Source organism: Streptomyces sp. NPDC051172 (assembly GCF_040682555.1).
Lineage (GTDB): Bacteria > Actinomycetota > Actinomycetes > Streptomycetales > Streptomycetaceae > Streptomyces.
The window spans coordinates 1-13,516 of record NZ_JBFBBE010000183.1 but is presented as its reverse complement, the minus strand read 5'-3'; the positions used below and the strand labels follow the sequence as shown (position 1 = coordinate 13,516).

7 protein-coding genes are annotated in these 13,516 nt (G+C 67.5%); 3 read left to right on the top strand and 4 right to left on the bottom strand.

The genetic code is table 11. The features are described from left to right. The first annotated feature begins 381 nt into the window (after nt 1-381). Together AB0N07_RS47185 and AB0N07_RS47180 are read left to right on the top strand one after the other, a co-directional pair. On the top strand, nt 382-477 hold the full coding sequence (locus tag AB0N07_RS47185) for a hypothetical protein (RefSeq protein WP_365846553.1): 96 nt from the start codon (nt 382-384) through the stop codon (nt 475-477). Between the two features lie 2 nt (nt 478-479). Continuing rightward, nucleotides 480-797, top strand: coding sequence for a hypothetical protein (locus tag AB0N07_RS47180; RefSeq protein ID WP_365846549.1), 318 nt, complete (start codon nt 480-482; stop codon nt 795-797). 43 nt (nt 798-840) lie between these two features. On the opposite strand, the gene AB0N07_RS47175 is transcribed toward AB0N07_RS47180, so the two are convergent. From AB0N07_RS47175 to AB0N07_RS47160, 4 genes are all read right to left on the bottom strand, one after another. Then, nucleotides 841-1,212: a hypothetical protein gene (locus tag AB0N07_RS47175; protein WP_365846547.1), complete on the bottom strand. Its 372-nt coding sequence runs from the start codon at nt 1,210-1,212 to the stop codon at nt 841-843. Beyond that, nucleotides 1,209-7,655 carry an RHS repeat-associated core domain-containing protein gene (locus AB0N07_RS47170; RefSeq protein WP_365846545.1) on the bottom strand — a complete coding sequence of 2,149 codons (6,447 nt, stop codon included), beginning with the start codon at nt 7,653-7,655 and terminating at the stop codon, nt 1,209-1,211. Before AB0N07_RS47170 ends, AB0N07_RS47175 begins: the two co-directional genes overlap by 4 nt. Nucleotides 7,656-7,742: 87 nt before the next feature. Beyond that, nucleotides 7,743-11,372: a LamG-like jellyroll fold domain-containing protein gene (locus AB0N07_RS47165; RefSeq protein WP_365846551.1), complete on the bottom strand. Its 3,630-nt coding sequence runs from the start codon at nt 11,370-11,372 to the stop codon at nt 7,743-7,745. Nucleotides 11,373-11,797: 425 nt separating this feature from the next. Beyond that, the gene (locus tag AB0N07_RS47160) at nt 11,798-12,361 is read right to left on the bottom strand and encodes an ATP-binding protein (RefSeq protein WP_365846543.1); all 564 of its coding nucleotides are present in this window, start codon (nt 12,359-12,361) and stop codon (nt 11,798-11,800) included. A gap of 717 nt (nt 12,362-13,078) precedes the next feature. Here AB0N07_RS47160 and AB0N07_RS47155 point away from each other — a divergent pair. After that, the gene (locus AB0N07_RS47155) at nt 13,079-13,345 is read left to right on the top strand and encodes a helix-turn-helix domain-containing protein (protein ID WP_365846541.1); all 267 of its coding nucleotides are present in this window, start codon (nt 13,079-13,081) and stop codon (nt 13,343-13,345) included. Nucleotides 13,346-13,516: the final 171 nt, after the last annotated feature.

Below are 13,516 nucleotides of genomic sequence, written 5' to 3'. Positions count from 1 at the left end.
CTCGACAGGCTCCACGGTCTCCAACTCCACGGCGGTATCAGTCATTTGACGTCACTCCCATGATCGTCGGATCCGCCGTTAGATTTACACTCCCAGCAGGCGAAGAAGCTCGGGTACCAGGTCGTCACAGACGACACGTCGATGAAGGCCGCGAAGGAGGGCAAGCCAGTGCTCGGTGCGTTCGCCACAGGCAACGTGCCCGTCGAGTCGAGTGGACCGGCAAAGCGGCGGCGGTCGGCGGCACGGACCCGCAGCGCTGCGTGACTTCCAACACGAACCGCCCTGCCTCCACCCCGAGCCTGGCGACTCCGCTACCAAGGCGGTCCAGTTCCTTGAGGTGAGGCCAAGCAGAAGGCGAAGCGGTCCAAGAAGGGCTTCTCCCTGCAGATCGAGGGCGCCTCGATCAACAAGGAGGACCACGCGGCCGACACGTTCGGCCAGATCGGCGAGACGGCGGCGTTCGACAGCAGGCGGTGAAGGTGGCCCGCGCGTACGCGGCCAAGCACCCCGACACCCTGGTCGTCACCACCGCCGACCACGGCCACACCAGCCAGATCGTCCCGCTGGAGGCCACCCCGCCCGGCGTCTCCTCCACCCTCATCACGAACGAGGGCCAGCAGCTGAGGGTCAACTACTCCACCAACACCCCGGGCCTGTCCCAGGAGCACACGGGCACCGAGGTGCGCATCGCGTCACTGGGCCCGCAGGCGTACCGCGTCCTCGGCGTCACCAACCAGACCTGTTCACGACGGTGCGCGAGGCACTGGGCCTGCGCTGACGGCGCACCGCGTCACTGAACAGTGAGGGGGAGCGGCCGCCACCGCTCCCCCTCACTCCGTGTCAGGCCACCGGATCCTCGGCCGTGATCGCGTCACGGGTCGACGCGAAATCAGCTTCCGCCTCCGGATCGCGCTCCATCATGCGCTCCCAGAAGTCTCCCGCGATCCATTCCTTCGGGCCCATGCTCAGCCCGCCCCGGGGATAGATCTCCACGCTCCACTGGGACGGAATGACATCGGACACTTGCTCGAAGTACTTCCCGCCATACAGACCGGCGAGGTCGCGCGGCGAGTGCTCGATGCGCAGGGACGAGGACCCGTCACTGCGTACATGGAGTTCGAGTACGACGTACTCCTGCCCCGGAGTGAAGTGGTACCTGCCGTCGAGCGGGTCGGGCGGCGTGTCCGGGACGCCCAGATAGCGGACTCTCACCTTCGCTCGCCTCCGCCCAGCTTCACTTTGTAGTCGTAGTAGTAAACCTCGCCGCTCACTTCGTTCCGGTAGAAGTGGATGTCGAACGTTCCCTCGCCTCCCGGGATGTTGAGGCGTGGAGTGGCGTACTTGCCCCACTGCTCGGCCCCGCCGTGCGCCGCGAAGTACTTCTCCAAGTGAGGGTTCCCCATCTTCGTACCCTCTTGGATCTTTTGGGAACGCGCGATGGTCTCCGCGGTGAGGTCCCCGTCCGTGGTGAACATCTTGGACGCGGCGGCCGCGTCGGCCTCGTATTCTAGTTGTTTTCCGAGACGGGCTCCGTTGGCAGCGTTCGCCGCGGCGCCGTATGCGGAGCCGGACGGCATGCTTCCGCCTGCCGCGCCGCCTGTTCCTATTTCGGCCACGACTTCGGCGCAGCCTGCGGGGTTGGCCAGACACGCTGTGGCGATCTCCGGCCCGGCAGCTGCGACGACCGGAGCGCCAACCACGGCCGCATCAATGGCTATGGCAACGCCCACCACGACCTTCTGCCAGGTGGCGAGCTTTCCCGCGTCCGGAATATCGTTGGCGTTCCGGTCGTAGCTCGGGTTCGTGCCCATCGCCCAGCAGGCGTGGCACTGACCGTCGTCCTTCTTGGGCTTCGGGTCGGGGCCCTTCTTGAAGACCACCATGGCCGACTTGACGCCCCCGTCCGTGCGGACAGTGACGGTCATGGTGCCGCTGCCGACGCCACCGCCGGCCGTCTGGTACTCGATCGTCTGGGTGTACGTCCTCGTGGAGTGGTACACCCAGGTCCCGTTCGGGCCCATGGTCATGTACGAGCGGTAGGTGCCGCCCTTGCCGTCGCTGCACCCGTTCTCGCAGTCCGTGATCGGCCGCAGGCCGGTCGGGTCGGACTTCGTCACCGGGGTGTTGTTGGCGTAGGCGTAGCCGTTGAGGGACTCGTGGTCGTCGGAGGCTAGGACAGGGTCGACGGACAGGAAGCGTCCGGTGGCCGGGTCGTACTCGCGGGCCCCTATGTGGGTGAGGCCTGTCTCGGCGTCGGCGGGCTTGCCGAGGAATCCCTTGTCGTCGGGCCAGGCGGATGGTGTCGTCCCGCGGGCGTCGCCGAAGGGCTTGGTGTAGCGGCGGGTTACGGCCTGGGTGGTGGCGTCCACCGTCATCGAGGCGGTGCCGTGATGGTCGTCGACCATCCAGGTCAGGCCGGCCTCGGTGCGGACTGCGGTGGCGTCGCCGGCTGGGTAGTAACGCTGGGCGGCGAACTTCTTCGCGTCCGTGTCGTAGTGGAGTTCCTGACCGGCCAGGTAGAGGACGGTCTTCGCCGGGCCGCGGCGGATCAGGAGTTCGCCGTTCGCGTCGTACAGGTAGTCGGTGGTCTTGGTGCCTTCGGTGAGTCGGGTCAGTTCTCCTTCGATGTCCCAGGCGAGGCTCTGCGCGGTGCCCGTGGTGCCGTACCGCTTGGTGGTGTTGCCCTGATCGTCGTACTCGTACGACTTGGCTGCGGCGCCGCCCACCGTGACTGAGGTCATGGTGTGGGGCTGGCCAGCCCCGTCGGCGTTGACGGGGGGGTAGCCGTAGCTGGTCTTCGTGTCGCCCGTCGCCTTGTGCTCGGTCTGGGTGTCACGCAGGCCGCCGGGCTTGTAGGCCCAGCTGGTCCAGTAGGGGGCCGGGCCGCCGAGGGCGGATGCTGAGCGGGCGGTGGCGCAGTCGTTGGAGGACGGGGTCCAGGCTTCGGTCAGGCGGCGGTAGCCGTCGTAGGCGAAGCACTGGGTGTCGGTGCCGTTCGCCCTGTCGGTGACCGACTTGACGTTGCCGGTGGCGTCGTAGACGTAGTCGACGTCGCTGGTGTAGCCGGTGTTGGTCTGGTCGACTGTGTGGGTGTTGAGCAGGCGGCGGGTGCCGTCCTCGTACTGGTTGAGGACCTGGAGCTGCTTGGCGCCGGTGGAGGTGCCGAGGCGGGTCTCCTCGATCTCGCCGTACGGCGAGTAGCCGATGTTCTGGACGTAGTCCGTCATGCCATCGGTGCCGGTCAGCATGCCGAGGCCGTTGTAACTGTTGGTGACGGTCTCGGCGGCCAGGCCGGCCACCGCGGGCAGCGAGGTGGACTGGACGGTCCCGTCGATGTTGTACGTCGTCGATGTGGTGAACGTCTGCGGGGCGCCGGCGATGACCAGCGGGTCGGTGGCGGCGATGACGGTCTTGGTGCCCTTGGGGCGGCCGAGGCTGTCGTAGCCGGTGACGACCTGGGAGTAGATCTTGCCGGTGGTACCGCCGACGTACCGGATCGAGGCCGTCGGCTGTCCCTTGGCCAGGCTGTCGTAGGTGAACTTGGTCAGGCGGTGGGCGTCATCCTCGACTCCGTCCCAGGTACCGGTCTTGCGGCCCAGCTCGTCGTAGTCGGTGATCAGTGTGCGCGTGGTGCCGTTGAGGGTGCTGGTGACGGTCAGCGGCTGGTCGGCGTCGTTGTAGGTGGTGTCGGTCCTGCCCTTGTCCGGGTCGGTGGAGACGGTCCTTCGGCCGCGCAGGTCGTAGCCGTACGTCCATACCGCCCCGTCGGGGCCGGTCAGCTTCTTGAGCTGGCCGCCTGGCGTGTACTCGAACAGCGTGCGCGTGTAGTCGTTGCCCGTCGGAGCGGGACCGCCGTACTCGCGACGCTCGGTGATCCGGCCGCGGGCGTCCTTGATCGTCAGGGTGCCGGTGCCGCCCGCGGCGGCGGTGACGGCAACGCGGTCGCCCTGGTCGTCGGTCTTGGTGCGCCACTTCTCCTGGTCGTAGACCCGGAAGATCGAATCGGTGGCACGCCCGGCGCCGTCGAAGAGTGTCTCGGTGGAGGCCGGGACGGAGCCCTGGAAGGTGTTGGCCAGGGTGCCCGACGGGGCGTTGTTGTCGTGGACCTGGGAGTTGGCGATGTAGGCCAGGCCGCGGTCGTCGTAGAGGGTCTCCGAGATTACCCGGCCGCCGTCCGGCGAGGGGACCTGCTTCTGGCGGGACCGCAGCAGGCCGTCGAAGATCTCGTACGAGCTGTTGTACGTCTTTCCGTCGGCCTTCAGGGCGTCGGTGCGGACCCAGGTCTCCTTGTCGTTGTTGATGCTGTACGCGTAGACGATGCTCGCGGCGTCACCGAGGGAGCGTGAACGGTCCGGCTTCCAGACGGACTTCAGACGGCCGAGCGCGTCGAAGGACCACTCGGTGACGTTGCCGTTCGGGTCGGTGGTCTTGGTGGCCGCCCCCCAGGCCGGGTCCACCTCGGTGGTGGAGGTGAAGAGCTTGGGGGATGGGGAAGTGGTGGTCTTGGACGTCAGTGGGCCATAGCCGGTGTCGTCGGGCACGTACGTCGTGGTGACCGTGTGGTTCAGCGCGTCGGTCGCGGTGAGCGGGCGGCCCAGCTTGTCGAAGGTGGCACCCGAGACCTGCTGGTACACGGGCTTCTTGTCGACCGCGCCGTAGCTGGCGACCCGGTAGGAGGCGGTGACCTCGCCCTTGGTGGGCGCGGTCCCGACCGCCTGGCCGTCGTAGGCCGTGGTGACGTCGGAGACGACGTCGTCGGGGACCGTCGGGGTGGTCGCACACGGAACCGCGTAGGTCTCGGTGCGCGACACCGTGTTCACCAGCCAGGCCGAGGTGTTGCGGGCGTAGCTGGTCTTCACGCACGACTCGTCGCCGGTCTTGGCCGCGTCACCGCTGTCCTCGACGGTCATCGGCATGCCGTACGTGGGGTCGTACGTGGTCTTCTGCGTGACCGTGCGGGTGCCGGTGGACGTCTTGGTGCGGGTGGCGGTCTCCCCGGCCTGGACGATCCAGGAGTCGGTGGTGCCCCAGCTGTAGGTGTGGCTGCCGGTTTTGTGGGACCAGGGTGTGTTGATGGTGCCGCTGTCTTCGTCGGCGCCGTTGTAGACGATGGTTTCGCGGACGAAGCCGGCGTACTGGCGGGAGTCGTCGATGGCGGTGCCAGTGGAGTCGGTGACCTTCTCCACCCGGGCGGTGCCGTCGAGTTCCTTCTCGCCGTCCAGACCTCGCATGTAGAGGGTGGACTTCTTCGAGCGCGGCCCGTCGGAGTCGCCGGAGGTCTCGACGACCTTGCTGTAGCCCCGCCACTGGGACCATGTGCGGTTGGAGACCTTGGTGATGCCCTCGTCGTCGGCGTAGCCCCAGCCGGCGTTCTCGTAGTCGTAGTACTTCTCGTTGGTGTCGCCGTGGCCGTATGGGTCATCCTGGAAGACGGACGTGACGACGTACTTGTGGAACCAGTCGGTGACCGGAGTCGCTCCGGACTGGGACCACTTGACCGGGTAGCAGCGGCGGGTGTTCTTGTCGATGTTCGCCGGCATGCTGCTGCCCCAGACGCAGTCCGGGTCGGAGTAGTTGACGGTGATGGTCGAGCCGGTCTCGGACTTGATGGTGCGCACGCGCCACTTGATGTAGCGCAGGGTGTCCGGGCCGCTGCCCTCGACGTGGTTGGACAACTGGATGCCGCCGAACACAACCGGTGGCATGACGGCCGTGGCGGTGTTGGCCTTGCCGGTGTTCTGGATGGAATTCAGCCACAGGCTCGGCGAGGAGGCGTCACCGGTGTCCGGGAAGCTCTGGTCCAGGTGCCAGGCGTCGACGTCGCGCTGGGTGGTGCCGGTGCCGGTCCAGACCGAGGTGGTGATGTCTGTGAGGCGCTTGCGGGTGAAGAAGGCCGGGCCGATCTGGGTGGTGCACTTGGTGCCCGAGGCACAGATCATGTCGTAGGGGACGTCGGGCCAGTTGGCCTTGGTGTCTGCAGTCAGGCTGGAGCACGAGGTCAGGCAGCGCTCGGCGTAGGTGAGGCGGACCTGCTGGGCGGCGGGCTTGCTGTAGATGAGGTCGCTGCGCAGGCCGTAGTCGATGCGGTTGAGGTAGCCGCCGCGGGTGTAGGCGGTGCCGTTGACGGTGGTGTCGGCGTTCTTGGAGTAGTAGTTCGTCTCCTTGGTGTACCAGTACGTGGAGGCGTTTCCGTGGGGGTCGACGACGTAGTCCAGGTTCCAGCGCCAGGCCTGGTTGCACGAGGAGTCGGCGAAGCCGGTGGACTTGTAGCAGGGCTCGCCGGAGTCGTCGCCGAAGACCGGGACGGTCCATACGGAGTTGGTGACCGGGTCGTCGTCAGCGGTGTCGGTGGTGCCCTTGTCGCTCCAGCCGGGAAGCCGCTGCTTGCCGAAGAAGTACTGGATGCCGGAGGCGTCCGTGACCTTCCAGTACTCGGTGTTGTCGTCGCCGTTGCCGGTGGCCCCGGTCAGGTGCTCGACGCGGGTACCGTCCTCGTTCTTCAGCTTCCAGGTGCCGCCGGACGCCTGGGACAGCGCGGCCGAATCGCAAGCGGCCTTGTCCGCACAGGCGTTGACCAGCTCGACGGCCTTGCCGTTGAGGACCAGGGTGGCATTGGCGTACTTCCAGCACAGGTCGCCCTTGCCGCTCTGCCCGTCGTCCTTGCAGGAACCGTACTTGCGCTCGATGTAGGACTCGGTGAACGAGAAGCCCTCACCGATCACCGAGGTCTGGTTGTTCTCACCGGCCGTACGGCCGTCCACCGAGCCGGAGTTGTAGGAGAGGGACAGGCTCGGGGCCGGGCCGGCCGTGGCCGGGGGCACCCTCAGCGGGTAGGTCCAGGTGAAGTCACCCGTGCTGCCGCCGGCCTCCCAGGTCGCGGTCGGGGACAGCGAGGTGGCGCTGTAGTCGCTGCCGCCGCCGGAGCTCTCGGCCGCCGCCGCCAGCAGCGTCGTCCGAGCGGGCACCGTGCCCGACACCGTCTGCGACGCCGCGTCGTTGTCCGCGCCCGCCACAGGGCGCTGGATGCGGCAGGACTTCTTCTGCGGGGTGGTCAGTGCGCACGCCGGGAGCGCCACCAGATGCAGACGCGGACCGAAATTGCCGCCGTAGACATCCGAGAAGGAGGAGTAGTCGAGGGAGACGCGGAGCTTGCCTGACGCCTCACTCGTGGGGGCGACGGTGAGCAGTACGCCGTTGACGCCCGCCTTCTTCGCGGCCGACCGGGAGTGGACGCTGAGGGCCACCTTCTCGGCCGCGCCGGCCTTCGCGCTGGACTTCCGGTCCAGCTTCACGCCCAGCCCGCCGACACTGACTGAGGTCCTCTTGGCCACCGGGACACTGGCGGTGGCCTTCCCGGCCTTCGGCCACGTGGCCTTCCTGAGCCGGTCCCGGGTCTTGCGGGCGGCCGGGGCAGCCTTGTCCTTCGGCGCCTTGGAGGCGCCGGGCCGGAGCACGCCCACCTTGTCGATCTTTGCGTCGGGCCGGTGCTCCAGCGGCTTGCGGCCTGCTGAGGTCTGGGCCTGGGCAGCGAAGTCGTAGCCCGAAGGAACCACGACCTGCGGAAGGACGACGAGGGAGACGACCAGCGCGCCACGGCCGAGCCAGCGGCGTACGACCGCCCGTGGCAGGCGTCTGCGGAAGGGTGTTGAAGACACGGTGATTTCCAGGTCCTTGGAGTGGGGGAAGCGTGGCGAACAGCGCGGGCTGGGCGGGTGATCGACCCCGCCCAGCTCACGGCTCCGCTACTGCTGCTCGGTGTTAAACCGGTTGGCGATCGTGTCGGTGGAGGTGGCCCCGGCCCAGACACGGACGCTGTCGATCGTCCCGGGGAAGTAGCGCGCGGGGGCGCCGTTGATCTTTGCCCGGCCGATCTCGAAGGCACCGCCGCCCTGCCAGGGGGCGGTGTAGGGGATGCCGTCCTCGTCGCCCATCAGGGCGCTGTCGACGTAGAGCTTGAGCGCGCCGAGCTTGGAGGTGTCGTCGGGGTCGGCCGCGGCCTGAGCGTCGTAGACGACCGAAAGCATGACCGGGACTCCGAGTTGGGCCGTGGTGAACGCGGCGGACTGGCTGGTGGTCCAGGCCGCGCCCGTGCCGTCCTTGTCGGGACGGCCGAACGTCCACCGGCCCTGGGTGCTGCCGGCCGGCTGCTCGTACCAGACCCCCCAGGTGGACTGGCTGGTCCCCGACTGCCCGAAGACCTGCACTGCGTACGACTTGCTGGTGTCGGCGAGCTTGCCCGGGTCCAGCGTCACCCAGGCGGTCGCGGTGAACGAGCCGGCGTCGTCGACGACCGGGCCGCTCGCGGTGGCGTACGCGCTGGTGCCGTTGAGGGTCATCGTCTGTGTGGTGGTGACCTCTTCGCCGATGTCCGGGTCGCCGTGGCTGACCTGGGTGAGGGCGGCGCCGTTGAGAGTGAGGTTGCGGCCGAAGCCGCTGGTGTCCTTCACCGTCGTGCCGGTCGCGTTCGCGATGTCCGTGGCGTCCCACTTGGCGACCAGCGCGGGGACCGGGTCGCCAGCGGTGCCGTCGCTGATGTCCTCGTCCTCCAGCCAGGCCTCGTGGGCGACCTCGGTGTCGGCAAGGGCGCGGGACCAGACCTTGACCTCGTCGATGGTCCCGGAGAAGTACTCCTTGCCGGTCGCTGAGGCCAACAGCCGCCCGACCTGAAGGGCACCGGACGCCTTCCACGGGGTGACCGGGAACGCCACGGGGTTGGTCTGCGGGACTCCGTTGACGTACAGCTGGATGGTGTTCGCCGCCGCGTCGTAGACGCCCGTCAGGTGCGTCCAGGCGTTCAGGACCGGTGGCTTGGTACCGACCGAGCGGGTGATCGCCGGGTCGGCGACGTCCGTCTGGTGACGGTTGAAGACCCAGGCGTTGTACGCGGTCGAGTAGTACAGCTGGAACCCGGAAGCGTTCGTGCCGGCCTGGGACAGGACGGTGTAGTTGACGTCTTTCTTCGTCAGCCGCGCCCAGGCGGAGACGGTGAAGGACTTGGTGGTGTCCAGCACCGCGCCGGAGGTGGCCAGGTAGGCGCTCGTGCCGTTCAGCTTCGCCGCGCCGGAGCCGCTGCGCGCCAGGCTGTCCCACGTGGCGCCCGAGGAGGTCAGCGGGTGCTGAGTGGCCTCGGTCGCGTCGGTGAGGGCGTTGTCCAAGTGCCAGATCCCGGCAGGCTTCTCGGCCCCCTTCACCAGGAAGCTGTAGTAACCGGTCTGGGAACTGTGACTGGCCGCGTCGTAGGCGAAGACCTGGAGGGTGTTCTCACCGGCCTGGTTCGGCGGGATCGACTGGGTGGTGGAACCGCCCTTGGCGACCGGGATCGGCGCGGAGAGCGGCCCGCTGTTCAGCTTCCACTTGTAGCTGACGACATCCGACTGGACCCCGGCCGTGTTGGGGTCGCTGTCGCCAGGGCTGAAGGTGAACTTGCCCGGCGTGCCCACCCCGCCCGCGGCCGGGTCGGTCTCGGCCGGCTTGTAGTCGGCGCTCGTCACCACCGGAGGCGGCGGCGAGTCGGTGTCGACCCGGAAGTAGCACCAGGACGACGACCAGGACGAGTCCAGTACGCCGGTGTCTCCGCGGTCCGTCTTGTAGTAGGCCTGCGTCTTGACCCGCATCCGGTAGTCCGTCTGCGGTGCCAGGGCGCTGGTGGTCGCGTCGCGTGTCGCGTTGTCGGCCACCCAGGCGGCGTCCGGCGAGTTCGCGGACCAGACGCGGCTGGAGCCGTCTGCCTTCCACACCTCGAACTGGGCGCGCAGCTGGGCGTTGGAGCCGTCGGCGGACTGCACTTGGGCCAGCATCTTCGGTTTGGTGGTGCTGGTGACGAAGGGCGAACTGGAGGCGTTGCAGACCCGCCCGGTGTTGCCCTGCTGGACGCCGTACGAGGTCGGCTTGGACGGGTACGACACGTACGTCACCGACAGCTTGGCGTCGTCGCGAAAGCGTGCCCAGGCGCCCGCGTCGGACTCGTCGTGCGCGGTCAGCGAGAAGGTGATCTGCGGGTCCTTGTTCGCGGCGGCGGAGGCGAGAGTGGGAGTCAGGTTCTCGTTGCTCTCCACACCCACGTTGTCGCTGAAGCGCACCCAGTTCGCCGGCTGTGACGGGCTGCACAGGGTGCCCCGCCCGTAAGCCACGTTACGGTCGCCCATGAGGTCGTCCGCGGTGGGGCGAGAGGACCAGGTGGTGCTGGAGGAGATGCCCTTGGTGACATGGCTCAGGTCATACCAATGTGGATCGCAGCTGAACGTCCAGACCTGGTACACCTCCAGCGTCGCGTCGAGGATCTTCTTGCCGTGGATCGACGACAGCGGGTATTCGAAGTACATGCGCTGGGTGTACGGGCTATTGGAGCAGAGGTAGCCGGCGTAGTTGGAACAGCGGCCGACACCCTTGTCGCCGTCAAACTTCCAGTACTTGGTGCCGTTGGAGGCCAGCGCCGTCCAGTCGCCAAGGGTGATGCCCTTGGTCGGCGGGTCGATGTAGAGCGGGAAGACGGTGTCCGCGCCATGGAGCAAGGCCGGGTCAGGCGTGATCTCCAGAGTGGCACCCGAGACCTTGAGCGGGAGTTCCGCGGCCGCGTCACCACTCCCGGGGCCCTCGGTCGGGGTGGGTTCACCCTTGGCGGCGGGTAGCGGGGTCATGTCCTCCGCCCCGGAAGCGGTGCGTATGAGCTGGGTGCTGACACCGGACGGGGCGTCACCGGCCGAGTCCCACATCCGCCCCGCCGGGCTCTCGAACACCGGCGTGCCCTCGCCGTCACGGGCGACGAAACCGCCGTCGGCGGTCGGGGCGATGTCCAGCCCGCCGCCGGTGACGGTCATCCTGACCGTCGCGAGCGCCGGGTTCTTGGCCGCCTCCGCGGTCTTGACCACGAGCACCGAGGTGTAGCCCGTGCTCAGTGCGGTCAGCCTCAGATCGACGTCGGGCAAGACGCCGGGGTAGATGGCGGTGGCGCCGTCAAGTTGGGGCTCGGGCAGCTTGGTGGGCCAGCCGAGTTTCAGCTCGTGCCCCTTGTCCTCCAGGGTGACCAGCCCGTCGCCGCTACCGCCGCCCGAGAAAGTGAGGTCGGCGGTCGTGTTCCTCGCCCGCACCGATCCGTCGGCCTCGCGCGCGAGAGTCGTGTCGAGGGGGGCCCAGGTGCCGTCGTCCTTGCGGGCACGGACCGGGGCGGCGTTCATCTCCTGGGTGAAGGTGCCGTCCGGGTTGGCGAAGACCTGGGACGACTCGGTAGTCACGGCGTCCACAGCCACGCGGTCGCCGGTCTTCGCCGCGAGAGCGCTCGCCTCCGACTCCGGAGTGCTGTCGGCCACTGCCGCGGCCGCCCCGTCATCGGCGAGCGCTGGCGTCGCCGCGACAACCCCAGCCGCCGGAACCATACCACCCAGGAGCGCGACAACTGTCGCCCCGCTCCGCACCACCTGGCGCCAGCCGTGCCGCTGTTGTCGCGTGAACACGCCCACCCATCCTTAAGTTTTCCTTACCAAGAGCTGTGAGGATCACGTGTAAGACATGTGCGCGTCAATGGTGTCTTGCGTCACACGTATTCGCCCCACACGGCCCCCTGCCTGGGGATTGGGCGGAGGGCCCGATTCCAGCGCAGCGGTCAGCCTGCCTTTAGGCCGGTCTTGAGAACTCGGACCTGCCGCTGTTCCGGAAGGTTGACAATGATGAGGCGGAGGCCGTGCCCCGACGCAGGAAAAGACCCCTTCAGCACCGCATAAACGCAGGTCAGAGCGGGTCTTCCTCAGCGTGGCGGCGCCAGGATTCGAACATGGGAAGGCAGAGACGCCAAACGCCAAGCTCAGGCAGCTTGATGTGGCTCCCCAGCAGTTGCTGAGGGGAACGACAGTCCCGAATTCACGGGCGATGGCTTGTGGGCGTGGCGATCGGTTCGCCGCACGGCAGCCGCACCCGCGTGAGGTGCGGGCGGTGAGTCCGCGGAGTTGTGGTCCAAGGCCTTGGGCGAAGGTTCGGACGTGATCTCAAACCATGTCGTCTTACCGCACGGTTCCGGTTGCGTCCCCCAAGCGTCCGCCAAGGCGTCTACGAGCAGGAGACCCCGGCCGCTCTCGTCACTCACCCCGGCAGCGACCCTCGGCATCGACGGGTCGGTGTCCGTGACTTCGACACGCAGGCGTTCATCGGTTCGCATCACAGCCACGTCGCACGGAGCGGCCGAGTACAGGATCGCATTGGCAATGACCTCGCTCGCCAGCAAGACGACGGTCTCCAACACGTCATCCGAGATGGGGAGACCCAAGTTCTGTGCCAGCTGGGCGACTTGGCGGCGTGCGGACGAAACAGCCTCGACAGCAGCCGCGACCGTGAATCCGTACGTCGGATGTTCGGGATTGCGACGCGTCATGACGACAACCTCACCTTGGTAGCGACCTCAGTGAACGGAAGCCTTCCATCCGACAAGACCTGTGGGAGGACAGTCTGTCCGCAGGCATACCCGGCAAGGAGGTTGACGCGTCTGCCAGTTGTGGTAGGGCCCGACTATCGACGTGGTCGATGCCGGAACGCGCACGTCGCGGATACCGTACCCGGCGAAGCGTCCCATCAGACCTGCTCCTTCTCCCCTCACGACTCCGCTCTCGGCAGAAGCGGGATGGGCGTCACGACGGTCGACATCAGACGTTCGCGACCCGCCACCACGTGGTCCCCTGTTGCCGCGGGGCGCCTTCGACGTGTACAGGGCACTTCACCGTCCAAGGCGTGATCGCGACCCGCAAGGGACTCGGTCCTGACTCGGCGACGCCCCCGGACACCTGGTAACCGCCGACGTCACCCTGCCCAGTCTCCTGACAATCACCGTCGCGGCTGCGGGGTCTGGCAGCCAGAAAGGCGAACCGCAGTACTGGCGTACCTGAAACTCCGGCTCGGAGGCCGGCCCTACGGCGCTCCTGCGGCCTCGAGATCTTGGCGGGGCAGGCGTCGTTCCAAGGGCGCTACTGCGTCTTCTCTGCCCCACGTGAAACGCCTGGGCGTCTTCAGATATCAGAGATTCCCGGCCCGGCCAAGTCGCTCTTTCTCCGGATTCTCATCCTGTCGCCGCCTTAGCCACGACAGGAGCACAGCGATGCCGCAGCCCAGTCACATGTCCGAGACTGCCTTCTTGAATCTCCCGAAGGCCGCCGAGTATCTGGGGATCTCCCCCAACACCCTTTATGTCTGGCGTCATCGCCGCCAGGGCCCTCCGAGCTTTCGAATGGGCCGCCGTGTGATGTACCGCATCACCGCCCTCGACGCATGGGTGCAGGCCCAGGAGCAGGCCGACTCTCGGTCCAACCCAGCTCTCAACCCTCTTGCGCAGAAGCCGCAACGCCGCATCAAGTCCCCCCAATAACGCCCTCTCGAAAAGACCAGGAAAAGAGCACCCGCAGCCGGGATAAGCCCCGGCCGCGAAGCGTGTTGCCACCAACCACCGGGGTTGAACTCGCGGTGGCGGGCCGATCGATCATCCGGCTCCCATGATCAGTCCGGTCTCGATGAGGCAGCCGTCGATCAGGTCCGACCG

Excerpts from the sequence above, each read along its gene's own strand:
- AB0N07_RS47165 (WP_365846551.1), bottom strand. The coding sequence starts at position 11,372 with ATGGTTCCGGCGGCTGGGGTTGTCGCGGCGACGCCAGCGCTCGCCGAT.
- AB0N07_RS47160 (WP_365846543.1), bottom strand. The coding sequence starts at position 12,361 with ATGACGCGTCGCAATCCCGAACATCCGACGTACGGATTCACGGTCGCG.
- AB0N07_RS47155 (WP_365846541.1), top strand. The coding sequence starts at position 13,079 with ATGCCGCAGCCCAGTCACATGTCCGAGACTGCCTTCTTGAATCTCCCG.